This window comes from Bdellovibrio bacteriovorus, assembly GCF_025558485.1.
In the GTDB taxonomy this organism is placed as follows: domain Bacteria; phylum Bdellovibrionota; class Bdellovibrionia; order Bdellovibrionales; family Bdellovibrionaceae; genus Bdellovibrio; species Bdellovibrio bacteriovorus_G.
The window spans coordinates 261260-282688 of the sequence record NZ_CP102930.1 but is presented as its reverse complement, the minus strand read 5'-3'; the positions used below and the strand labels follow the sequence as shown (position 1 = coordinate 282688).

The 21429-nt window shown below is 49.3% G+C and carries 24 protein-coding genes; 16 read left to right on the top strand and 8 right to left on the bottom strand.

From position 1 onward, the window contains the following. The first annotated feature begins 56 nt into the window (after nucleotides 1-56). The 7 genes from EZJ49_RS01495 to fliW all read left to right on the top strand — a co-directional run bounded on the left by EZJ49_RS01495 (nucleotide 57) and on the right by fliW (nucleotide 5609). Nucleotides 57-797: a rod-binding protein gene (locus EZJ49_RS01495; protein WP_262553721.1), complete on the top strand. Its 741-nt coding sequence runs from the start codon at nucleotides 57-59 to the stop codon at nucleotides 795-797. 78 nt (nucleotides 798-875) lie between these two features. Then, complete coding sequence (gene flgM / locus EZJ49_RS01490; protein WP_262553720.1) at nucleotides 876-1205, top strand: flagellar biosynthesis anti-sigma factor FlgM; 330 nt, start codon at nucleotides 876-878, stop codon at nucleotides 1203-1205. Between the two features lie 148 nt (nucleotides 1206-1353). Continuing rightward, entirely contained in the window at nucleotides 1354-1872 is a 519-nt protein-coding gene (locus EZJ49_RS01485) for a flagellar protein FlgN (RefSeq protein ID WP_262553718.1), read from the top strand. A gap of 182 nt (nucleotides 1873-2054) precedes the next feature. Beyond that, nucleotides 2055-3464 (top strand): flagellar hook-associated protein FlgK, encoded by a 1410-nt coding sequence (gene flgK / locus EZJ49_RS01480; RefSeq protein WP_262553716.1) that lies wholly within the window; start codon nucleotides 2055-2057, stop codon nucleotides 3462-3464. Between the two features lie 3 nt (nucleotides 3465-3467). Continuing rightward, entirely contained in the window at nucleotides 3468-4550 is a 1083-nt protein-coding gene (gene flgL / locus EZJ49_RS01475; RefSeq protein WP_262553715.1) for a flagellar hook-associated protein FlgL, read from the top strand. A gap of 60 nt (nucleotides 4551-4610) precedes the next feature. Then, nucleotides 4611-4838 (top strand): carbon storage regulator CsrA, encoded by a 228-nt coding sequence (csrA, locus tag EZJ49_RS01470; RefSeq protein ID WP_038451346.1) that lies wholly within the window; start codon nucleotides 4611-4613, stop codon nucleotides 4836-4838. 243 nt (nucleotides 4839-5081) lie between these two features. After that, nucleotides 5082-5609 carry a flagellar assembly protein FliW gene (fliW, locus tag EZJ49_RS01465; protein WP_262553713.1) on the top strand — a complete coding sequence of 176 codons (528 nt, stop codon included), beginning with the start codon at nucleotides 5082-5084 and terminating at the stop codon, nucleotides 5607-5609. Nucleotides 5610-5690: 81 nt separating this feature from the next. Here the strand turns inward: fliW and EZJ49_RS01460 are convergent, their stop codons facing one another. The 4 genes from EZJ49_RS01460 to EZJ49_RS01445 all read right to left on the bottom strand — a co-directional run bounded on the left by EZJ49_RS01460 (nucleotide 5691) and on the right by EZJ49_RS01445 (nucleotide 9551). Continuing rightward, nucleotides 5691-7061 (bottom strand): family 14 glycosylhydrolase, encoded by a 1371-nt coding sequence (locus tag EZJ49_RS01460; RefSeq protein WP_262553711.1) that lies wholly within the window; start codon nucleotides 7059-7061, stop codon nucleotides 5691-5693. Nucleotides 7062-7209: 148 nt separating this feature from the next. Next, on the bottom strand, nucleotides 7210-7776 hold the full coding sequence (locus EZJ49_RS01455; RefSeq protein WP_262553708.1) for a hypothetical protein: 567 nt from the start codon (nucleotides 7774-7776) through the stop codon (nucleotides 7210-7212). Further along, a complete protein-coding gene (locus tag EZJ49_RS01450) occupies nucleotides 7773-8237 on the bottom strand; it encodes a hypothetical protein (RefSeq protein WP_262553707.1) in 465 nt (154 codons plus the stop codon). Before EZJ49_RS01450 ends, EZJ49_RS01455 begins: the two co-directional genes overlap by 4 nt. A gap of 90 nt (nucleotides 8238-8327) precedes the next feature. Next, entirely contained in the window at nucleotides 8328-9551 is a 1224-nt protein-coding gene (locus tag EZJ49_RS01445) for a DNA recombination protein RmuC (protein ID WP_262553705.1), read from the bottom strand. 104 nt (nucleotides 9552-9655) lie between these two features. On the opposite strand from EZJ49_RS01445, the gene menA reads away from it, so the two are divergent. From menA to EZJ49_RS01425, 4 genes are read left to right on the top strand one after another with little or no spacing between them, the layout of a single operon-like run. Continuing rightward, nucleotides 9656-10555, top strand: a complete 900-nt coding sequence (menA, locus tag EZJ49_RS01440; RefSeq protein WP_262553704.1) for a 1,4-dihydroxy-2-naphthoate octaprenyltransferase — start codon at nucleotides 9656-9658, stop codon at nucleotides 10553-10555. After that, a complete protein-coding gene (gene menC, locus EZJ49_RS01435; protein ID WP_262553703.1) occupies nucleotides 10552-11544 on the top strand; it encodes an o-succinylbenzoate synthase MenC in 993 nt (330 codons plus the stop codon). Before menA ends, menC begins: the two co-directional genes overlap by 4 nt. Further along, complete coding sequence (locus EZJ49_RS01430; RefSeq protein ID WP_262553701.1) at nucleotides 11520-12686, top strand: AMP-binding protein; 1167 nt, start codon at nucleotides 11520-11522, stop codon at nucleotides 12684-12686. The genes menC and EZJ49_RS01430 overlap by 25 nt, the downstream gene beginning before the upstream one ends. Continuing rightward, the gene (locus tag EZJ49_RS01425; RefSeq protein WP_262553699.1) at nucleotides 12683-13000 is read left to right on the top strand and encodes a (2Fe-2S) ferredoxin domain-containing protein; all 318 of its coding nucleotides are present in this window, start codon (nucleotides 12683-12685) and stop codon (nucleotides 12998-13000) included. Before EZJ49_RS01430 ends, EZJ49_RS01425 begins: the two co-directional genes overlap by 4 nt. A 6-nt stretch (nucleotides 13001-13006) precedes the next feature. Here EZJ49_RS01425 and EZJ49_RS01420 read toward each other — a convergent pair whose 3' ends face one another. Continuing rightward, nucleotides 13007-14932, bottom strand: a complete 1926-nt coding sequence (locus tag EZJ49_RS01420) for a hypothetical protein (protein ID WP_262553698.1) — start codon at nucleotides 14930-14932, stop codon at nucleotides 13007-13009. A 154-nt stretch (nucleotides 14933-15086) separates the two neighbouring features. On the opposite strand from EZJ49_RS01420, the gene EZJ49_RS01415 reads away from it, so the two are divergent. Next, on the top strand, nucleotides 15087-15746 hold the full coding sequence (locus EZJ49_RS01415) for a hypothetical protein (RefSeq protein ID WP_262553697.1): 660 nt from the start codon (nucleotides 15087-15089) through the stop codon (nucleotides 15744-15746). Between the two features lie 14 nt (nucleotides 15747-15760). Here EZJ49_RS01415 and EZJ49_RS01410 read toward each other — a convergent pair whose 3' ends face one another. The 3 genes from EZJ49_RS01410 to EZJ49_RS01400 form a co-directional block, all read right to left on the bottom strand. Further along, entirely contained in the window at nucleotides 15761-16372 is a 612-nt protein-coding gene (locus EZJ49_RS01410) for a murein L,D-transpeptidase family protein (RefSeq protein WP_262553694.1), read from the bottom strand. A 153-nt stretch (nucleotides 16373-16525) separates the two neighbouring features. Continuing rightward, the gene (locus EZJ49_RS01405; RefSeq protein WP_262553693.1) at nucleotides 16526-16981 is read right to left on the bottom strand and encodes a YkgJ family cysteine cluster protein; all 456 of its coding nucleotides are present in this window, start codon (nucleotides 16979-16981) and stop codon (nucleotides 16526-16528) included. A gap of 9 nt (nucleotides 16982-16990) precedes the next feature. Then, entirely contained in the window at nucleotides 16991-17419 is a 429-nt protein-coding gene (locus tag EZJ49_RS01400; protein ID WP_262553692.1) for an acyl-CoA thioesterase, read from the bottom strand. A gap of 92 nt (nucleotides 17420-17511) precedes the next feature. Between EZJ49_RS01400 and EZJ49_RS01395 the strand changes: the two genes are divergently transcribed. Genes EZJ49_RS01395 through EZJ49_RS01380 form a run of 4 tightly spaced genes read left to right on the top strand, consistent with a single transcriptional unit; the run spans nucleotide 17512 to nucleotide 21413 of the window. Continuing rightward, on the top strand, nucleotides 17512-18468 hold the full coding sequence (locus EZJ49_RS01395) for a polyprenyl synthetase family protein (RefSeq protein ID WP_262553691.1): 957 nt from the start codon (nucleotides 17512-17514) through the stop codon (nucleotides 18466-18468). After that, nucleotides 18465-19532: a prenyltransferase gene (locus EZJ49_RS01390; RefSeq protein ID WP_262553689.1), complete on the top strand. Its 1068-nt coding sequence runs from the start codon at nucleotides 18465-18467 to the stop codon at nucleotides 19530-19532. The genes EZJ49_RS01395 and EZJ49_RS01390 overlap by 4 nt, the downstream gene beginning before the upstream one ends. Further along, nucleotides 19508-20266 (top strand): class I SAM-dependent methyltransferase, encoded by a 759-nt coding sequence (locus EZJ49_RS01385; protein WP_262553687.1) that lies wholly within the window; start codon nucleotides 19508-19510, stop codon nucleotides 20264-20266. Before EZJ49_RS01390 ends, EZJ49_RS01385 begins: the two co-directional genes overlap by 25 nt. Next, entirely contained in the window at nucleotides 20244-21413 is a 1170-nt protein-coding gene (locus tag EZJ49_RS01380; protein ID WP_262553685.1) for a hypothetical protein, read from the top strand. Before EZJ49_RS01385 ends, EZJ49_RS01380 begins: the two co-directional genes overlap by 23 nt. Nucleotides 21414-21429: the final 16 nt, after the last annotated feature.

The window sequence follows — 21429 nt, the reverse complement described above, 5'->3', positions numbered from 1 at the left end:
CTCTTTCAAAAAAGGTACATCCGTACCTTTTTCTTTTTTGATGTAGGAGTCTCGCAATGAGCGGTGTGAGTCTCAAACGTATGATGGGGCGGCCGGAACAGAAGCCGCCGGAACAGAAGCTGCGCGAGGTTTCTGACATGTACGAAAAGCATTTCCTGCGCGAGATGATGAAGGCCATGCGCTCCACTGTCCATGAGGGTGGCTTCATTCAGTCCAATCAGGCGGAAAAGATTTTCAAAGAACAGCTCGATGATCAATACGTCGAAAAGTGGGGTGAGCGTGGTGGTATTGGTTTGTCCAATATGATCTATGATCAGCTTATGAATAAGTTTGGCGTGATGATGGGGATCAAAGCTCCGGTCGCAAAACCTGTCGGCCCACTGACTATGGATGAAAAAAGCAATTACACGGCAAAGCCTTTCCAGCATCCGGGTAAAAAACAATCCGTATCCTACAAATTCGATGTGTCACCCAACGCTGGACCTTCGTCGGAAGCTGCTTCAGCTTCCGTGTCTGCCGACACTGCAGCTCTGCCGGCTTCCGCCGCAGTAAAAGCCCCATGGGACGGGGTTTTGCTGGGGAAGCGGAATTTGGCGGATGATCAAACCATGGTGGAAATAGAGCACGACAATGGTCTTAAAAGTCAGTTGGTTTTTAAGGGTGGACTGTCTAAAGTTTCGACAGGGGAAAAGTTGCAAGCTGGCGACACGCTTGGCTTTTTAAGCCCTGAGGCAAAAGCCCTTTACTGGACTATCGAATCTGACAAGGATACTGGACCAGAAACTGTCTCAGAATGATTTGGTGTAACTGTCTCATTGTGATACTATAAAAAGAATAAGAGAGTGTGTTTCTACACTCTGACAGAGGAGTTCTCGATGAAGATCACGCACAATAAAGTCGGTCAAAATTTGAATCTTACAGATTCTTCCAGATCTGACAAAGCGGATGGTATCAAGAATAAAACACCAAATGCAGGTTTGACGAAAGCGGATGCTTTGACGTCCTCCAATCTTGGTGAATCCTCACGCGTGGAGCTGTCTCCTCGTGCGCAGGAAGCAAAGCGTATCAAAGAACTTGCTATGGCTGCTCCTGATGTTGATGAAGCAAAAGTTGCAAAATTCCGCGCTTTGATCGACGAAGGAAAATACAAAGTTGATGCAAAAGCCATCGCCGACAAAATGGTTGATGAACATTTGGAATTCTAGTCGGCTGATGCCGGCATAAAGTCCGCGCTCTGAAAAGAGCCCGGCAGCGACAGCACGGAAGCTGAAGTAAAACGATTTCAATCCCGCCTCGAGTCAAGCATAGCGGATCTTCCGCCAGGGCTTCAGCGAAGGCGGAAGGATGATGAAGATGGACGCAACAGTCGAAAGAGCGTTTCACAAGCTAGAATCAAATCTCGAAGAACTTACCAAAATTTATCGTTCTCTGTTGGATATCGTTCGCAAAGAAAAAGAAATTCTTTTGAAAGCGGATCGCGAGGCTTTGGACGAAAGCAACAAACTGAAAGAGGAGTTGCTGTTCAAACTTCGCGCGCAGGATTCTTTGCGTTCCCGCTATGCGATGGAGCTGGCGACTATCGTGGGTGCTGATACGGAAAATCCACGTTTGCTTGAGCTGGCGCAAAAGCTGGCGGGCACTCCGGCAGCGGACCGTCTGCGCACTCAGCATGCGGCATTGGATATCCTGATCAAACGCATTACTGAAATTAATAAAGAAAATGAAGAATACACAAAGTCCGCTCTGAATACATTGAACGGCGCTTTGAACAATATCAAAGACACGCTTTCCGGCAAGAAAACATACGGAGGCAAGGGCCAGGTAAAACAGGGCCCTCAAGTCGCAGGCAACTTCGTTTCTAAAGAAGCCTGAGGCCGATGAAAAAGGCCCATCCGACTGCGTTGTCGGGCTTTATTCTTCGCTCCGACGTACATGAAGTACGCCTGCGCTGCGAATAAAGCCCTCCGCCTTGCGGCTGAACCTTTTTGATCAACCTCCCACATACAAGATGTATTTGGGATTGTTAAACGGAACCCACCGGAGATGAGGATAGGATGTCTAAAATCTCGGCTATGATGGATACGGGTAAACGCTCTCTGATGAACTCTCAGACGGCATTGCAGACGGTCGGTCATAATATCGCCAACAAATCGACTGAAGGTTTTTCTCGTCAAAGAGTGGAGCTTCAGACGAACATGCCTATCACTGAAGGCAACCTTCAGATCGGTATGGGGGCCCGTGCGGGTGTTGTGACCCGTGTGAACAATCCATGGCTTGAAAAACAAATCCAAAAAGAAGGCATGAACATGGGCTTCCAGGATTCCCGCGCGGAAGGCCTGAGCCGTGTTGAACAGGTGTACAACGAGCAGACCAACAAGGGTCTGAATCAGTACATGACGGACTTCTTCAATTCCTTCCGTGAGCTTTCCAACAACCCTGAAAGCCTGGCTTCGCGTACAATGGTGCGTGAAACGTCCGTGGCGTTGACCAAAGATTTCGGTCGCGTGGTGGGGCAATTGAAAGCCGTGCAGGAGGATTTGGACGGCCAGGTGAAAACGACCGTCGAGGAAGTTAATCAGCTGTCCAAGGAAATTGCCTCTTTGAATGAAAAGATTCAGATGATTGAGGTGCAGAATACTCCTGCCAATGACGAGCGTGACCGCCGTGATCTTTTGCTGAAAAAAATGGGTGAAAAGGTCGATATTTCCTGGGCGGAAGGTAAAGACGGCATGGTAACGGTGACAGCAGGTCGCACGGCGATTCTGGTTTCCGGTATCGGTTCGTCGGAACTGAAAGCGCAGCAAACAGATGCCCGTGACCGCGTGGAGGTTTTCTTCATGGGTAACGGCAGTACACCAGCGAATATCACCGAACAGATCTCGGGTGGTCGCATCGGTGGTGCTTTGGATGTGCGTGATCATGTGATTGAGGATCTGTTGTCTCACGTGGATAACATGGCCTACACACTGGCTAAAGAAGTCAATATGGCTCACATCGAAGGCTATGACAAAACCGGACGCAATGGCGTGCTGTTCTTTGATATGCCGGACAATGTGAAAGGGGCTGCTTCGGCGATTGCCCTGAATAAAACCGTATTCAATGATGTGGGTCGTATCGCAACGGCCGCTCAGGCGGGTGCAGCGGGTGATAACACCGTGGCAAACGTGATCTCTGCCCTGCAATACCGTCAGGTGATGAGTGATGGCACGGCGACTTTGGATGATTACTACAACACGCAGGTGGGTCAGATCGGTGCGGTTGCCCAGCGTGCGGTGAAATCCCAGGAAGCACAAAAGAACGTGATGTCTCAACTGACGAATATCCGCGAAAGTATCAGCGGTGTCAGCTTGGATGAAGAGACCACGAAAATGATCGAATTCCAGAAAACTTACGATGCGTCAGCGCGTTTGATTAAAACCGCCGACGAAATGTTTGATACTGTACTGAATCTAAAACGGATGTAATAGATGAGAATCGCAGATAAAATGGCTTTCAATCAGGTGAACCAGAATCTGACCAAGAACAGGTCGGATATGGCTGATTTGCAGAATCAGGCTGCGACTCAAAAACGTATCAACAAGCCTTCGGATGATCCATTGGCATCCGCACGTGTTCTGACGGCCAGAACGGAAGAACGCGGGAACACTCAGTTCATTAAAAATATCAACAACGCCAAAAGTTTCCTGGAATTTTCGGATCAGTCCTTAAGTGAGCTTACAGAGATTCTGGTGCGTGCAAAGGAATTGGCAGTCAGCCAGTCCAATGATGCCAGCGGAAACGAGGAAAGCCGTATGGTGACGGCTTCCGAAGTTGAACAGATCTACAACCAGTCCATCCAGATCGGTAACCGCAAGCTGGGTGAAAGATATATCTTTGGCGGTCAGAAGACTCAGACGACGCCGTTTAATCAAAGTGGCGATTACTTTGGTAACGATTCGGATATGAAGATTCAGACTCAGAAGGATGCCTTTGTGGCGATGAACCTTCCGGGCAGCAAAGTGTTCCTGGGACGTGGACTGGGCGGCGACGGAGTGGTTCGTGCTCAGTATGAAACTCCGACAGATGTGGAGTCTTTAAAGAACTTCCAGCATCAGGAAATTCAGCGTCAAGAGCAGAATGAGCTTATTGACTCTAACTATCTGGAAACTCGTGGTCCTGCGTCAGAACGTCGCTCCAGCCGTTTGGATAAGCAAGATCCGGTGACGGGCTCCGGCGGGGTGAATCTGTTCTCGACCCTGAAGAATCTTGAGATTTCCATGCGCACCAATGACAAAGAGGGTATTCAGGATGCCTTGGACACCCTTGATCAGGCTATTTCCCAGGTGGTTTTGGCTCGATCTGAAGTTGGGTCCAGAATTATGGCTGTGAATAACACCATGGATTCCCTGCAAAAGGCTGTGGTGGACAATAAGGTGACTGCTTCCCAGCTCGAGGATGCGGATGCCTTCCAGGTTATTTCTGACATCAATAAGACCGATAGCACGCTGAAAGCGACCCTCGAAACGTCCGGAAAGCTTATTCAGCCAAGCCTTCTTGACTTTCTAAGATAAAAATAATACCTACAGTTCCGCTTAAAACTACCGATAACGACTGCAGCAAAAGGAGTTGTCATGCTGGTTCTCACACGGAAGTTGGGTGAAAGCATCGCTATCGATGACCACATCAAAATCAGAGTAGTTCAAATTAAAGGTAAACAGGTCCGCCTAGGCATCGAAGCGCCCAAAGATACCAAAATCCACCGTGAAGAAGTTTACGTTGCGATCCAAGATCAGAATCAGCAGTCTGCAACAACAGATGCCGACAAGACTCGAAATATTGCTAAGCTATTGAAACCATAAAGGGTTTTTAAAACTTATGCTAAAAAAGGCCTGCACTTTGATTGCCAGGCCTTTTTTCGTTTTTAAGATCACGGTCAAATCCTTGCTGGTAACGGCATTGCGCCTGAAGCGGTCAGTCATCCTCTCTAGATTTTAATTGAGTCTCCCTAGATTTAGGTCCAGATTTATAGGTGTATTCACCGTCTTAGTGCCTTGGTGTGTCTAAAATAAGGGTGAATCTGTGTACCTGTTTGGAGGGGTTGAATGATCATTTCGACATCAAGATTCGGCCAGATTGAGCTGAAACAAGAAGATGTTCTGACTTTCACCGAAGGCCTTTTGGGCTTCGCTGATTTGCGCAAATTCGTTCTTCTTGATGATCCAAATGACGAAATCTTCGCATGGTTGCAAAGCTGTGAGGCTCCTGCGATTGCTTTCCCGGTTCTGGAGCCTGAATTGTTCGCTCCTCAGTACAAAGCAAATCTCACTAAAGGTGACATGGAAGCTTTGAAACTGACGGCTCAGGATAAAGCCCGTTACTTCTCTATCGTGACAATCCCTGATGATCCCACACAAATGACTGCGAATCTGAAGGCGCCGGTTGTGGTGAACATCGAAGCGCGCACAGCTCGTCAGTGTGTTCTTCAGGATAACAATCTGGCAATTCGTGAGCCTATCTTCACGAAGTTGCAACAGCGTGTGGTGCAGAACCCGGCTGTGGCGATCAAGAATCAATCCACAGGTATCGACGTTGCGACAAAGCTGACTGTGATTCGCGACGCTGAACTTTAATTTCAATAGAATCTGAAAAAGAAAAAGGAGCCCACAAGGCTCCTTTTTTATTTTGTCGGTGTTGATAAGTGAATTTGTAACTTAAAAGAAAACGCCGCCACAACGAAGGCTTCCGGAATGAATTTGGCTCATTCCACGAATCTGATTCAGGATTTGCTCGTGTCCAGCGACTTCGTTCAGTCGTAGTAAAGTCATTCCGCTGTAGCCGTGATCCTGTAAAAGACCATTCATCCGCACAAACGAATTTGTATCGTACAAAGTCCATGACAGGGCATTTTCCCCTTTGAGCGTCAGACCCTGCTGACGGGCGGCTTCGCCAATTTTTCTGGTCAGGGTTTGTGCGCGGGAATCAATGCGTGTGTCGTGTTCATAGTCCCGGTCTGGAAGTTCACTGGCGGTAAAGTGCAGCACCACTTTAGATCCCTGATTGGCGAAGGCCTGAAGGGTGTCATGATATCCAAAGTTTGCAGCGTCCGAATACCAGTTCTTATAGCTGGTGCGAATCAGTCCCGCGCTAAGTTCTGCAAGGCGGTCTCCTCCGGCGCGCCAGTGGACCCCGGGAATCTTGGCACCAAGTTCCACCTGAGTCATGACCGAATCGCTGGCATGGAAGACACCCTTGGCAATTCGTAACATCTTCTTTGCGTGATCAGTCAGGCTGTCGTTATACCAGTCAAAGAAGTCCTTGCCGTAAGGGCTGAAGTGTTCGCCTTGGCGGAAGAATTGATCTTTCAGCAGATCCGGATTTGGGGGATACACTTGATTAAAATGTGTCAGGTTGAATTGCCAGCTGTGATTGAGAGCTTCGATGGTGGCGTATTTTTTTTGCACGTATTTTTGAAAGTCCTGTATTGCCAGTTCCGAATAGGCTTGCAGGGCTCCACGGTGGGGATAACCTGCGCCGGGTCCGTCGTGCATGTTATAGGACGGATAGCGAAGTTCTCCGGCAGGGCCCATGGAAATATTGATTTCTTTGATAAGACCCGCGCGCGTGGCGAAGTTGGCCCGGAAAGCTGTCATGAATCTTTCATAGTGCGGGGCCATGATGTCAGTCGCCCAGAAAGAAACATATTCTTTGGAGACATTGCCGTGTTCGCTTTTAAACATTAAAACGGTCGGGTCAGAAGAGCGGGTCTTGTAATAACCCTGCTGCCAAACCCATTCTGGCAGCGGAATATAACCGCTGTCGCCAACATTTCCGCCCAGTTGATGAAAGGACAGGATGGGAATCCATTTCAATCCAGCGCGGGAAATCGTATCAGCCATCTTTTCGTAATAGCGCCATTCAAAGGAATTTTTCTGGGCTTCCACCAGACCCCACCAAATATCGGTGGAAACCCCTTCGATGCCCGAGCGTTTGGCTTCACGCAGTTGCGCTTCAAACTCCTGCCAGGCTGTCTCAGAATGAGACGCGTCGGGATTGTAAGGGTCGCCAATTAAGAGCGGCCCCATAATGTTGACCTCGGCCTGAACAGACAGAGCTGTCAATATTAGCAAAACAGTGACAAAGAACGTTCGGATATGGCGGTGGATTATTGCGTAGCTTCGTTGTGTTTGCATTCAGATTGGTAATGCAAGGGACAGACCAAAAAGTAAGTCTTTATTCCAGTGCATTGAGCTCGGCGTTCTTTTCCAGCAGCGAGGATTCCAGTCTTCTGATTTGCTGCTGTTGTTGTTCGTAGGCTCGCTGAGTTTGCAGAAGCTGTCGTCGCAGGGAGGTTTCTGAAACAGTGGATTGATAGATGTCCTCTTGCAGGCTTTGAATCTGGGCCCGCATCACGGAAATTTCATTTTGCAGATCCTGACGGTTGCTGTTGATTTCCGCCAAAGCCTGTTCGCGTTCGGCCTGCACATTGCGGGGGCCTTCAAGGGCCTGTGCAGACAACAGCAGTTTTTCATTTTGCATCAGCTCCAGTTGCTGTTCCTGTTGTGACAACAAATCATTCAGGTCCGTCAGTTGCGCCTGCTGAACGGTGATGTCATTAAAGTTTGTCTGCCAATAGACGAGTTGTTCGCGGGTTTGTGCAATGGCCTGCTGTTGAACGCGGATATTGTCATCAATTTGATTGCGAATGGTTTGTGCCTGGCTGCTTTGCGCTTTTAGAGCCTCGTCAGCGCGGCGATTGATGTCCTGACTTAGGCGATCATAGCTGTTGAGCTCCATCATGAAATCTTGAAGCTGCAAATTGCTTTCGCGCAGTTCGTTGGCATAGCTATCCGGAGTGGGCGCCTGTGTGTTGTCACGCTGTCGGGCTTGCAGGTTTTCCAGGGCTTGGCGCTGCTGTTCCAGCTTGCGATTTTCTTCGGTGAGTTGTTGTTGCAGATTGACGGTTTCGCTGCGCAGACGGGCCTTGGTGGCATCGAGGACCTTGTTGTTTGGGGCTTGAGTTGTTGTTGCAGATTGACGGTTTCGCTGCGCAGACGGGCCTTGGTGGCATCGAGGACCTTGTTGTTTGGGGCTGCACTTACAACAACGGGAACGCTGGCAGGGCGGCGCTGTTGGATTTGCACGACTTGTTCAACGATGGCAGTTTGCGTGGTTTGAATGCCCCGATAGGCATAAAGCAACCACACCGAAGCGCCGATGACAACGGCCAGACCTAATAGGAAAAAGTTTTTTCTGGTCATGAGGCCCCTTGATCAGGCTAATTTTTCAAGGGGAGAGTTTCAAATTCCAAGGACACCTTGTGCTTACTCACAAGATGCCAAAGGGCAGTTCTAAGCCTGCTCTAACTGCGGCAAGGACTTTTCGGTCTTTGCGCCCAGACGTTTCAGATCTTCGACCTGGTCGATCAGATTGCCGCGGCCTTCAGAGACCTTCTTAATAACGTCTTCATGGGCCTTCTGCGCGTCTTCCAGCTTGTTGCCTAAGTGTTGCAGGTCTTTCAGCAAGCCTGCAAACTTGTCATACAAAAGTCCACCACGTTTTGCGATTTCAAGCGCATTTTTTTCCTGACGGTCTTGTTTCCACAAAGCCGCCACGGTGCGAAGGGTGGCCAGTAGGGTTGTGGGACTTACGATGGCCACGTTCTTTTCCCAGGCATACTGGAAAAGATCGGGCTTCAACTTAAAGGCCAGGGCAAACGCAGGCTCCAGCGGCATGAACAAAATCACAAAGTCCGGTGAAATCAATTTATCAGCCGCGTGGTACTTCTTGTCTGACAAACCATCGATATGTTTTTTCAGGGAATCAATGTGCAGCTTGCCCAGGCGCTCCTGCTCTTCGGCGGTTTCTGCGGAAGAGTATTGCTCATAGGCGATCAAAGTCATTTTGGAATCCACGATCAGATGCTTTTCATCCGGCAGATTGACGATCACATCCGGGCGCAGGATCTGGCCGTCTTCGCCGCGTAAATCCATATCGGTGCCCTGAATGATGTATTCTTCCCCTTTGCGCAGGCCCGAGCGTTCCAGAATATTTTCCAGAATCAGCTCGCCCCAGTTGCCCTGGGTTTTGACTTCGCCTTTCAGCGCTTTGGTCAGGTTTTGGGTTTCAGCGGACATGACCTTGTTCAGTTCCATTAGTTTGGTCAGTTCTCCACGCAGAACCCCGCGCTCGGAACGTTCCGTGGAATAGGTTTCCTCCACTTTCTTCTCGAAGTCTTTAATTCGTTCTTTAAGCGGTTCTAGAACCGAGGCGATATTTTTATGGTTCTGGTCGGTGAATTTGGCGGACTTTTCTTCAAAGATTTTTTGCGCCAGAACTTCGAACTGCGTGTTCATTCTTTGCGCCAGTTCGTCCTGCTGTTTTTTTGCTTCTACCATCAGGGTCTTTTGTTCTTTCAGACTTTGTGACAGAAGGTCATTTTTCATCTGCGCGGCCAAAAGATCGGCCTGCATTTGGGCAAGATCCGCAGTGTTTTGAGCTTTCAGTTTGAAATAAACCAGCAATCCGGAAATCAAGGCTCCCGCCACAAATGCCAGTCCTGTCCATACGCTCATAAAACCCCCTGTGATCTTCAATTCCTCCTCTTTTTGCCCTTAGAAATTCTTTTGGTCACGCGAAAAGAATCTGATACAAAGAGACTGAAATTTAACTCTTAACAATGCGATGCAAAATGATCTCTGCTGGCCGAATTAAAAATATTCTTCTCGCTTTTCGCCCCAAAACTTTGACTGCTGCCCTGGTGCCCTGTGTGGCGGGGACGGCCTTAGTAAAGGCGATTGGTCTTTCCTGGAATGGTTGGGTGCTGTTTTATGCCCTGATGGCGTCTTTCCTGATCCAGATCGGCACGAATCTGGTGAACGACGCTGTGGATTTTAAAAAAGGGGCTGATACTGAAAAACGCATTGGGCCTCAGCGTATTACTCAGGCGGGGATTCTGACGGCGAATCAGGTCATGCTTTTGGGTTCTTTGTGTTTCCTTTTGGCTGTGTTGTGCGGGATTCCGCTGGTGTTAAAAGGCGGCTGGGTTATCGTGGCGATTGGAGTTGCATCGGTGTTGATGGGCTATTCTTATACCGCAGGTCCGTTCCCGTTGGCCTATTTGGGGTTGGGGGATTTGTTTGTGATTCTTTTCTTTGGCCTGCTGGCGGTGATGGGAATTGTTTTCCTGAACACCGGGGAATGGATGTCAGAGGCTTTTGTTCTGGGGTTGCAAATCGGTTTCCATGCGACGACATTGATTGCGATCAACAATTTGCGTGATCATTCGGGGGATCGTCTGGTGAACAAGAAAACTTTGGCGGTTCGTTTTGGGGTGGGTTTTTCCCGCTGGGAAATTGCGGCATTAAGCTTCCTGCCGTTTGTTCTGAATCTTTACTGGTGGTTTGAGGGCTACAAAATTGCCGCCCTTGTGTCGTTGTTGGCGCTGCCTCTGGCTTTCAAGCTGACAAAAAATGTTTTCAACACAGAGCCCAGTCCGGCGTACAATAAGTTTCTGGGGCAGGCTGCGGGATTGCACCTGGTGTTTGGTCTTCTTATCGCGTTAGGATTTGCTTTTTGATTAAAATTTTCACCAGTCCTTATTCGTTGAAACCAGTTGGCTTGTTGAGCGCTGTTGCGAATGTCACAGCCCGACAGGGGGCTTTGTTCAAAGTGGAATGGAGCGACGGGCACATGGGATACGCAGATCTGCATCCCTGGCCGGAGCTGGGGGATTTGTCCCTGCAAGAACAGCTTGAAGACCTGCGCATGGGACGTATGACAGCGCAGGTGGAACAAAGCATCTGGATGGCTCGCCGGGATGCTGTCTTAAGGAAACAAAAGAAGAACATCTTTGATGCAGGTGAAAAGATCCGCAACAACTACCTGCTTTCCAACTATCAGGATTTAAAGCCCGGTTTTCTGGACGAGCTAAAAAAACAGGGCTTCACCACTGTGAAAGTCAAAATGGGTCGCGATTTGCAACAGGAAGCTGTGGCGCTGACTCACATTGCGGCGGCGGGACTGCGTATGCGTCTGGATTTTAATGCCGTCGGAAGCTGGCAGATATTTGAAAAATTTATGACCGGACTTCCGCCCGCAGTTCGCGTGTTGATTGAATATGTCGAAGATCCATTCCCTTTTGATTTCCATGCGTGGAATGAAGCGCGAAAACTGTGCAAGATTGCCTTGGATAATCAATACGACAAAGTGCCCTGGGGTAAACTGCCCTCAGCAGCCTTCGATGTGTTGGTGATTAAGCCCGCCAAGACAGATGTGGATAAGGCTGTGGCACACTGTCAGAAGTGGAATCTGAAAATGACCGTGACCAGTTACATGGATCATCCTGTGGGAATGCTTCATGCGCTGGGCGTGGCGATGGATTTAAAGAAGCAGTATGGCGACATGATTCTTGAAGCCGGTTGCCTGACATATCGTCTGTTCCAGATGGAATCGTTCGGGGCAGAGATCAATACGCAAGGTCCTTACCTGTTAAAAACCAAAGGTCTGGGAATCGGTTTTGATCGCTTGTTGGAGGCATTGCCATGGCAGCCACTGCAAAGCCGTTAGATTTGCACTCTGAAGAAAATGAAATTCTGCTGAATCCGCGTTGGCCGCAAGCCGACTATCAGGCTTTGTATCAACTGGCCCGCCAAACTCAAGAATCGTTGCAGTTGCAGGGACATGTGTGGATTGCGACATCCGGTTCCACCGCCAATTCCATTTCCGCCACGAAGTTGGTGGCACTTTCCAAGAAAGCCTTGATTGCTTCTGCAAGCGCGGTCAATCGTCATTTGCAAAGCCATGCACAGGATGTATGGACTCAGGTGCTGCCTCACTTTCATGTGGGGGGATTGGGAGTTGAGATTCGCGCGGCTCTTAGCGGAGCCAAAGTGGTCCCGGCATTAAAAGACGGGCGCTGGGATGTGCATCACTTCTATCAGACGCTGATCAATGAAAAGTGCACGCTGTCAGCGTTGGTGCCCACGCAAGTGTATGATTTGGTGGCGCAAAATTATCGATGTCCTTCGGACTTGCGTGCCATTGTGGTTGGGGGTGGTGCCTTTGAAATGGATTTGTATCAGAAGGCCCGGGCTTTGGGGTGGCCGGTTCTTCCCAGCTATGGCATGAGCGAAACGGCTTCACAAATTGCCACGGCATCTTTGGCGTCTTTAAAGCAATCAGAAAATTTTCCGGAAATGGGTTTGTTGTCCCACGCAAAAGCCCGTCTAAACGAAGAAGGTTATCTGGAGGTTTGGGCGGAATCCTTATTCAGTCTTTATGCCCAAAACACCCCGGAAGGTCCTCGTCATTGGAGCCCCAGGCAGGACGACGGCTGGTTTACCACAGAGGACCGGGGGCAGGTTGTCGATGGGAATTTAAAAATTGAAGGGCGCAGCAAGGACTACATTAAAATTGGCGGAGAAGGCACTAATGTGGCCCGCTTGCGCTCGGTTCTGGAATCCTGTGCCTTGCAGCTGAATCCAGACTGGCCGGTAAAAATCACGGTTTTGGATATGCCTTCTGACAGGCTGGGGGCAGAGATCCAAGCTGTCAGCATGTTGTCGGAAGCCGACACGCAGAAGGTCCTGCACTTATATGCGGAAAAAGTGCTTCCCTTCGAAAAAGTTCGTAAAATTTATTATATGTCAGAGATTCCGCGCAGTGATCTGGGTAAGATCCTGTGGGCGGAGTTGAGGAGAAAGCTATGAAACGCGAAGAAAACCCGTGGTCCAAAGGAATCGTGCTTATTTGCACGAAATGCCATAAGTCCATCAGCTCCAAACTTTTGGAGGAAGAGGGTAACAGCGCCGACAATCTGAAAATGTTCCTGAAAAAGAGTTTCAAGGAATCCGGGGATTCTTCCAAAATTCGTGTGGTGACTTCGAGCTGTTTGGATGTGTGTATTGATGACACTCAGGCCATTACGTATGCCGGCACTGATGGTGACACAGAAACTTTCGCAATCCATCCCGAGAAGGATCGCGAAAAGATTCTGAAGTATTTGCATGAAAAGATCGACTAACCCGGATTAGTTAAAGACACCGTTAAAGTCTGATCCATAGTAACCGGAGGAACTGTTTACATAAATCGTAAAGGCAGTTCCCGCCAGTCCGGTCGTGTTCATATAAACGGTTCCAATGCTTCCCCCCTGAGGTATTGTCACAGGGGCGGTGCCACCAGCGATCGCTGTCGAACAATTGGCATCGGCATAAAGTTGTGCGGAACCACCCGGCGTCAGATAAATCTGCAGGGTTGTGGAGACAGCACTGGACACGGGTTTAAGGATTCCAGCTCCATCCACGACCCCTACGGAAATAGCTTTACAGCTTCCAGAGGTCAGATCCATCGGCACAATTTTAAACTGTCTGGCAATGGAATGAATCACCACCAGCGGTGTTGCTGGGGTCAGGCCCGCAGCCGTGATATTGAAATGATAGGTCCCGGCCGTGGTGGCTGCCGGATTAAAATAGACAAGGGTGCTGCTTTTGCCTTTGTTGATAGAGATGGAAGACGTCGGAGTGCCACAGCCTTCATCAGAGAAGAACTGACCCAAGTTATCCTCTGCCGTGTCAAGATTCACAGTCAAGTTGGCGCTGACTGGAAGCAAGGTGCCGTTGGCATTCATTGCAGCCACTTGATAAAGGTGACACTCGCCATTGACAACATCGCGCGGGCCCTGGAAGTCCAGCTTGGTCACGATATTTTTATCGCTTAGGTCAGCACGGAATTCCAATGGTTGGGTGTCGTAGCTGTAGGTGTTGCCCGTGGCTCCTGTGGCTGTCACTTGGAAGGTCACAAAGCTTTCTGTATCAGTTCCACTTGGGACAAATTTCATGTATCCCTTCAAAACAGGATCATAGCTGGCAAAGGTGAGCTCGGTGGCACGTGTTGTACAGGATTCGTTGCTATAGAATTTTAAGCGGGCATCAGTGGCGGTGACGCTGAGAGTGCCACCAAACTGGTCGTCTGCCGGATTGTTGTTGTACATTTGCGAACGAAGGCGGAATGGATAGCAGACATTTTTATAAAGCTGCAAAACGGTCTGATCCAGGGACAGCCAGCGTTGCAGGGACGTGTCCTCTGAGCTGCGCAGAATAACGTTAGCAGCCACGGGACTGGCAGTTAAAGCCGATGGACTGACTAAGGAGAAGCTTAGCAATCCATCCACCGGACTGCTTGGGAAGCGATAGATAACTTCGGCATAGTTGGCCCCTGCCGGAATTTTGAAAGTGTCCGTGGTGTTGGCTCCACTATGGCAGTCCACCCAATTCGAGTGCGCAGAAATGGCTGTGCCATTATTGCCGGAAAGACTTTGTTTAATCCCGAAGGTGATATCCGAGGTATGCGTCGCCTGATGACCGGATGAGTTGCTGAGATAAACAAAGAAAGATCCGCACTGATTGGCGCCGGCATAACCACGGGGCCAGTTCTTTTCAAGATTAATGGTTGTGGCAACAGCACTTCCTCCGTCACCATTTCCTCCGCCATTGCCCGGGGTCATATCAAGCAAGGAAAGCATTTCTGTGTCACCAATGGCTGAAAGGCCTTTGATGTAAATCGCATCAACATCATCTGATCCGCTGTTGATTCCCCAAAGATGAAGCAGATCGTTCTTCGTCAGATAGATGTCAAAGGTGCCATCAGAACAGTTGACGTCATTGGTCTGGCCCGAAGGCAGTGAGGTTCCGGTGATGTCAGGTGTCGCCGGCGCCTGATGCCAGATATTTTTGTCGAAGCTGATAAAGACCGTGCTGACACGTGTGTCGCAGCTTCCTTGAATGCGGGCGTAGTTTTGACTGTCGAAGTCCTGTTCGAAAGGATTTGTGCCTTTCAGTGTCGGTGCGGGAAGTTTCTTACCCAGTGGAGACATCTCCAACTCGGGGTCCTTACAGCCGACGACTAAAAAACATGTAAACAGAAAAATACTGAGTTTCTTACCAGTTACGTGCATCATAGGGTTCTTTTCGACAGGCTCTTAGGCCCCCTAAAGCGCCAAACTGAGAATCGGTGCGGCTCTTGTCGGTTTGTAAGGTCGTTGCTTCATTTTGACCTAGTATGTCTTGAGTCTGCTCACGTTCGGCGGAATAGTGAGAACAAGGGGTCTTAATATGAAACACATGTTATTAGTCTTTGTTCTGATGAGTTCTGTATCTGCACGTGCGATTCCCTTTCCGGATCCTGTGCCGGGCCTGATGGCAGCGTTGCAGTTTTGCACTCAGATCGAAGATGAAACGGTGATTCCGGCTTGTGTTCAGATAGAAAGTTCCGCCAACTGGTTTACCAAAGAAGCCCTGCCGATCTGTAGGCAACAAAACTTTGATGAAGATCGTGTGCGCTGCCTGCGGGGAATTCACAACAGTGACATTCGTGTCGAGGAAGTGCAGGTTTGTGAATCCCTGACCTTCGATGATGAAAAAGCGTGTTGTCTGGCAGAAATCCACCGACCTTTCCCGTATCGAACCCGCTTGAAAGTGGACCCGACACCGGGACTGCAGGCGGCTTCCCGCTTGTGTCAGTCTTTCTTTGCCGATGATGATAAACGCCGTTGTCTGAAAGAGCTGAGCGCGGCAGAGCTGTTCACTGTGGAATCAGTCGGCTTCTGCGCCAGTCGTTTTTCCGATGACGAAAAGATTCAGTGTCTGGGATTGTTGCGCAATAAGTTTATTGTCGCCGATGAAGTCAGAATCTGTGAGAAGGTCTTCACCGATGAAGGCAAGTTGTCCTGCCTTCAGGGTGTGGAAAGAAAGTATCTGCTGCGTCGTCCTTAAACCAGGACGACGTCTTATTTTGCCGGGCTGATCTTGCAGATCTCAACCAAAGTTCTTTCTTTGGTTAAAGCAAAGATCTCTTCGATTTCGGCATTCGTTACAGCCACACATCCCAGTGTCCAATCCAAGGGATGAATTTTGCTGATGCGTTCGTATTTCGCCGGATTTGAAGGCAAACCGTGAATCATGATATCGCCACCCGGAGAACGCCCCTGGGATTTCGCGTAAGCGATATCGGCCTTGTTCGGATAGTCCACATGCAAAGACTTGGTGAACTGGCTTTGCGCATTTTTATAATCAATGGTGTAGATACCTTCCGGAGTTTTTCCGTCGCCTTCAAATTGCTTGTGACCAATAAAATTCCAGCCAAATGCCACAGTGTAAGTTCTTAGCAAAGTTTCGCCGGAAACCAGATAAAGCTGACGGCGATCTTTGGAAACCACGATGCGTTCCACATTCAGACCTTCACGTTTTAGACGATCCACAGATTCGCGGCTGCGATCCAGAAGTTTGTCGATGCTGGTGATATCATCGCAGAATTTGTAGGAGCGATCCTTGGGATTGCCTGCCAATGCTTGAATGGAAAGAAGACTTGCTGCCAATAGGGGGAGAATTAGTTTTTTCATATGGAGCCTTTGTACCATATTTTTCCTCTGGCAGAGGATTGCAAGTGCGGAATCTAATGGAGAAGGAAGGTAATTCAGCATTGTCAAATGAGTGGACAGTGCTCCCTGGCAGAGGAGCAGACAAAGAGACAAAAAGTGGCAAAAAAAGGGGGCTTATTTGCCCCAGCCTTTTTCACTTTCGATCTGTTCGCGGATCTGTTGCTCAATTTTGTCAGCGGGAATCACCGGGCCGCGGCCGACCCCAGGGCAGAAGGCTTTAACATCCTTGGCCCAGGATTTGGCGTTCATCACCTCGGGCCAGAACGGCCAGGTACGGCATTGGGCTGGGCGTGCCTCATAGACGCTGCAACCTTTGCCTTTTAAGAACATGCAGTCCGGGTTTTTCGGGTCTTCTTTCAGATGCCAGATGCCGCCGGTCATATCGCAGTATTTACGGGTGAAATCCCCGGTGCGCATTTTTAGATGTTTGGCAAAACGCTGGCGGTCTTCCAGGCTTAGATAAACGAAGCCATACTCGCCGTGAGAAGTGCAGCACTTCCCGGAACCTGTGCATTCAAAACGAACGCCTTCGCGCCACCATTCTTTTCCTGTAAATTTGAATTCTTCCATCACGCTCCTCTAGCAACCCTGACCGGTGGATTCCAAATAGGGCTCCAAGCGCGACTTCATCAGGGATGGCAATGCCGTTTTCTGTTTGGTCTTTCCGTCAATAACTGCGTGAACCATGGTCACGACAGCATTGGTTTTATCATTGTGGCTAAAGACGTACTTCATTTTGAAGGAAGTTTCGCCAAAGCTCGCCACGCACACCTGAACATCGTAAGTTTCACCCGGGACAAACGGCGCCAGGAAATTGGATTCCGTGTGGCGCAGGGGAATCAGCAGTTCACGACTGCCGAACCATTCGTTCCAGGTGTAACCCGCTTCCACGATAAACTGCTCGAAAGCGTCATGGGCAAACCCAAAGATATTTCCGAAAAACATGATCCCCGCGGGATCGGCTTCCCGGAAGGTGATGGTCTTCTTTGTGTGAAAGACTTTATTCATAATGTCTCGGACTTTACGGCCTTTGATCCCTTGACAGCAAGCAGATAAATCGCGAAGTTAGCGGGATCAGTCGCCCTCTTGAGGAGTTAAAATTGCAACGCAGCGTCATTGATCTGAAAGTCTATGATTCAAAGGATTTCCCTGCCTATTTGCCGAAGCTAAACAAGCTTTACGATGATCTTTTTTCCGGCGGGAAAGGCTTTCGTGCAAAACTGATTCGCATGATGTCCGCTCACCTGGGCATTGAACCCAAGACAGAACTTCTTTTGTCCCAGACTATCGAGTTTATTCACAACGCCTCCCTGTTGCATGATGATCTGATTGATCGTTCTCATCTTCGCCGTGGCAAAACAGCGGCGTGGTTGAAGTACACTCCTGAATACGCGGTGCTGGCGGGTGATTATCTGCTGGCGCGAGTGATGGTGAATCTTTCCGGTCACGGCAACATCAAGCTGGTGCAATACACGGCCGAGGTGATTTCTGATCTTCTGGAAGGTGAGTGGTTGCAGGATTCCGTTGTGGGTGATTTCTTTGTGACCATCGAACAACTGGATCGCATTCACAATCTGAAAACAGCCAGTTTGTTTAAATGGTGCATTCGTGCGCCGTTCATCGCCCAGGAACGATACGACGAGGAACTGCACAACATTCTTTCCGAAATGGGAACTTTGCTGGGCCAGTTGTTCCAGCGCAGTGATGATCTTCTGGATTATGACATCCGCAATGACGAAGGCAAAGCGATTCTGGGCGACCTGAAGTCAGGTTATCTGAATTCCTTTGGGGCTTTTATGTGCCAAGGGGCCACCCGTCACGAGATTGATCACATTGTGAAAAGTAAAAATCTGGAACAGTACTATGCCAATGTGGGTGGCAAAGCCCGCTTTGATCAGAAGCTTCTGGAGTTTGACGAAATCAACAAGGGTCTGATCAAAATGTACGATCATCATCTGGAGCGCCTGAAAACCTTCCTGAAGCCGGGTGAGGAAAAGCTGATTGATCAGCTTCGCCCGTTGACAGAGATCCTGTACTGGAGAAGGAAGCCTTCGTGAGTGAGTTGATCACGCTTTCAAAAAAGAATCCCGAATTTGAATCTTACCTGCTTGGGACTTTTTCAAAGACGCAGAGAGCTTTGCCGCAGCAGACGCTGAATGTAAATTCCGCGTCTGAAACGGTGACGTTCAGGGTGATGTCTTTAACTGAAATTCCGAAACCGTCTTTCTGGACGGCGATTGCACAAATATACAAAGTCCGCAGCTTTCTGCTGATTTTCCTGCCGCTGTTTTTAATCATGACCAAAAATGTTGATGATCGCACCATGCAGGACCCGGTGACGACGACTATTGCCACTGTGGGTGTTTTGCTGGCCTTTATCGCGATCAATCTGCGCAACGATTATATGGACCACATGAAGGGCGTTGACCGTGTGCTTGAACGCAGTGGCAGTCGTGCCATTCAAAGCGGGTGGGTTACAGCGGCGCAGGTAAAAGGTCTTTCCACTGTCTTTTTGGCGATGGCCATTCTGTGTGCCGTTCCTTTGATTTTTGCGTTTCCTGAACTGGCCGGTATTATCGGAGTCAGTCTGGGGATCGGTCTGTGGGCACAGTTTAAAAAACAGAACTCTTTCAAGTACCGTATTGGCGGGGAATTTGCGCTGTTTGTGATGCTGGGACCGTTGTTGACGGTGGGCTTCCAGATGTCCATGGGTGTGCCTGCTGATATTGAAAGCTTCTGGCTGGGTTGTGTCTGGGGCTGGCTGATTCTGTTCATGGTTCATTTGCGCAACTTTATGAACATCTTCCCCAGCAGTCAGGCGGGGTTTACCAATACCGTGAATTGGCTGGGCTTTGATAAAGCCCGACGTTTGATCGCGGCGTGGTGGATCTTATTCATCATCTTCAATTTGGTTTATCATTTGTTGTATGCAGGCTTTTACTGGGGTGTTTATCTGACAGCGGTGCTGGTTTTTGCTTCTGCGGGATTCATCAAGAAGGTGAAAAACATTTCCAGTCCTGTGGGCAGTGATATGAAGGCTGTATTCCGTTCGGGTTTTTATTTATTCCTGTTGGCCATCGGCATGTGGGTTTTTGAGTGTCTGTGGTATCTGCTCCGCTAAGCGGTTCTCGCATTTGTGTCAGGGCCGATCAATCCGGTCTGGAAAAAGCTGAAAAGTGGGCGGCCTTTCTGCAAGCGCCGCTCAATCCGGAAAATCCTGAAAACTATTTCTTCCATTTTTTTATCGAAGGTGACCGCGTGTTTGTGCGCGATCTGGAAAAACGTTTGCTGGAAATTGATTTCGATAAAAATCATCTGGATTACGAACGCAAAGGTCATCGTGGCAAGAATGAACTGATTGCTAAAGCGCTGGGCGTGGGCAAAGGGGCCCGGCGGATTCTGGATTTATCCGTGGGCATGGGAATCGACAGCGTGTTTCTGACTCAACTGGGGTTCACTGTCACGGGTGTGGAGCGTTCACCGGTTCTTTATGCGCTTTTGTCCGAAGCGTTTGAACGCACGAAAAAAGAATATCTGAAGTCCTACCAGCTGCATTTTGGTGACGCGTTGGAGTTTTTGAAAAAGAACAAGGGCCAGCTTGAAATTGATTCCATTTATTTTGATCCGATGTATCCGCACAAGAAAAAGTCCGCTTTGCCAAAGCAGGAAATGGTTGTCTTCAGGGATCTGGTCGGACATGACGAAGACGCCAGTCTGGTGTTACAGGAAGCTTTGACCTGGCCTGTGCAGCGAGTGGTGGTGAAACGCCCGATGCAGGCCGAAGAACTGCTGCCGGGGGTTCGTCATTCCTACGAAGGAAAGGTGGTTCGCTATGATACTTATGTGGTTGGGTAGTTTTGTTCTGATGTTGGCCGGGATGATGTATTCGCAGCAGCTTCTGGCAAAACTGCTTTCCGGTTTGCAAAAAAGTTTTTTGGATAAAGGCCTGGAAGGCGGGCTTAGCACCCTGTTTGTGCGGTCCTTGAGTGTGGTGATGCTGGAGGCTTCTCCGCAGAAGTCCTTGTATTCGGGGCTGGCGCTTCTGAACTTGCGTGTTCTCCCAGCGCATCCCAGTGCCTTGGTGATGTGTTTAAGCACCCTGGGGGTGTGGTGGGTTTTGCTGTTGGGTTCTTTGTTCATGAGCTTTAATGGTTTCTTTCTTTTGGGCGTTGCTGGTCTTGTGTGTCTGACGGTTTTTGTGAGCACAAAAGCCCGTGATGTGCTGTTGTTCGTGGGGGCCGTGGGGTTGTTTCTAGTGGGCGGTGAAAGCATGCTTCGCAATTCCAGCGTGATTCAAACAATCCTGGGGCAAAGTGAAGTGGCGTTCTTTCTGGCGGATGGCCGTTTTCCGACGGTAGTGATGTTCTTTGTGCTGGCGATGCTTCTAAGTCTGGTGGTGCAGATTGAATTCTGGTCGCTGGCATTGGCATTAAGCCTGCTTTTGACAAACACCATCGCCTTTAACGGGGCCCTGGGGCTGGTTGCCGGGGAACGTGTGGGTCGTATGATCTTCTTCTGGTGGCAAAGTCGATCTTTGAACCAGCAATGCCGTCACATGGCGGCGCAGTTTGCCGGAGTGTCCGCTGTCGGAGCCGTTGTGGGGTTACTGATAGCTGGAGAAGTCAGAACCTTTTTGGGGCTGGGTTTCACCTCTGGTTTGGCATCTTTTCAGGAAAAGAGTCTGCAATTTGTGTTGTTATTCGCATTGATTCTGGCAGCGCAGTGGATGGCCCAGATGATTTGGGGTCACTTTGGTGCCAAGGCGCCGGTGGATGAAATGCAGGACTCAAAATACTTTGGGTCACACTGGAAGACGTGGGGGCTTTTGTCGGCTCCGGTGATGGTTTGGGCACGTGAAAAAGTCCACAAAAGACACAGCGAGATTCGCTATCATCTGCAAGGCTTGGGAACCCTGAAAGAGGGGCAGGTCCCCGCACCGATTCAGGCTCGACTAAAGGCCGAAGAAGAACAGTTGAATATGTTCCTTCACGACTGGCAGTAAAAAAGAATTTAAGATA

Excerpts from the sequence above, each read along its gene's own strand:
- EZJ49_RS01420 (WP_262553698.1), bottom strand. The coding sequence starts at position 14,932 with ATGATGCACGTAACTGGTAAGAAACTCAGTATTTTTCTGTTTACATGT.
- EZJ49_RS01485 (WP_262553718.1), top strand. The coding sequence starts at position 1,354 with ATGGACGCAACAGTCGAAAGAGCGTTTCACAAGCTAGAATCAAATCTC.
- csrA (WP_038451346.1), top strand. The coding sequence starts at position 4,611 with ATGCTGGTTCTCACACGGAAGTTGGGTGAAAGCATCGCTATCGATGAC.
- EZJ49_RS01410 (WP_262553694.1), bottom strand. The coding sequence starts at position 16,372 with ATGAAAAAACTAATTCTCCCCCTATTGGCAGCAAGTCTTCTTTCCATT.
- EZJ49_RS01450 (WP_262553707.1), bottom strand. The coding sequence starts at position 8,237 with ATGACCAGAAAAAACTTTTTCCTATTAGGTCTGGCCGTTGTCATCGGC.
- flgL (WP_262553715.1), top strand. The coding sequence starts at position 3,468 with ATGAGAATCGCAGATAAAATGGCTTTCAATCAGGTGAACCAGAATCTG.
- EZJ49_RS01495 (WP_262553721.1), top strand. The coding sequence starts at position 57 with ATGAGCGGTGTGAGTCTCAAACGTATGATGGGGCGGCCGGAACAGAAG.
- fliW (WP_262553713.1), top strand. The coding sequence starts at position 5,082 with ATGATCATTTCGACATCAAGATTCGGCCAGATTGAGCTGAAACAAGAA.
- menA (WP_262553704.1), top strand. The coding sequence starts at position 9,656 with ATGCGATGCAAAATGATCTCTGCTGGCCGAATTAAAAATATTCTTCTC.
- EZJ49_RS01405 (WP_262553693.1), bottom strand. The coding sequence starts at position 16,981 with ATGGAAGAATTCAAATTTACAGGAAAAGAATGGTGGCGCGAAGGCGTT.
- EZJ49_RS01445 (WP_262553705.1), bottom strand. The coding sequence starts at position 9,551 with ATGAGCGTATGGACAGGACTGGCATTTGTGGCGGGAGCCTTGATTTCC.
- EZJ49_RS01400 (WP_262553692.1), bottom strand. The coding sequence starts at position 17,419 with ATGAATAAAGTCTTTCACACAAAGAAGACCATCACCTTCCGGGAAGCC.
- EZJ49_RS01455 (WP_262553708.1), bottom strand. The coding sequence starts at position 7,776 with ATGATGGAGCTCAACAGCTATGATCGCCTAAGTCAGGACATCAATCGC.
- flgK (WP_262553716.1), top strand. The coding sequence starts at position 2,055 with ATGTCTAAAATCTCGGCTATGATGGATACGGGTAAACGCTCTCTGATG.
- EZJ49_RS01460 (WP_262553711.1), bottom strand. The coding sequence starts at position 7,061 with ATGGGGCCGCTCTTAATTGGCGACCCTTACAATCCCGACGCGTCTCAT.
- EZJ49_RS01425 (WP_262553699.1), top strand. The coding sequence starts at position 12,683 with ATGAAACGCGAAGAAAACCCGTGGTCCAAAGGAATCGTGCTTATTTGC.
- EZJ49_RS01380 (WP_262553685.1), top strand. The coding sequence starts at position 20,244 with ATGATACTTATGTGGTTGGGTAGTTTTGTTCTGATGTTGGCCGGGATG.
- flgM (WP_262553720.1), top strand. The coding sequence starts at position 876 with ATGAAGATCACGCACAATAAAGTCGGTCAAAATTTGAATCTTACAGAT.
- EZJ49_RS01430 (WP_262553701.1), top strand. The coding sequence starts at position 11,520 with ATGGCAGCCACTGCAAAGCCGTTAGATTTGCACTCTGAAGAAAATGAA.
- EZJ49_RS01415 (WP_262553697.1), top strand. The coding sequence starts at position 15,087 with ATGAAACACATGTTATTAGTCTTTGTTCTGATGAGTTCTGTATCTGCA.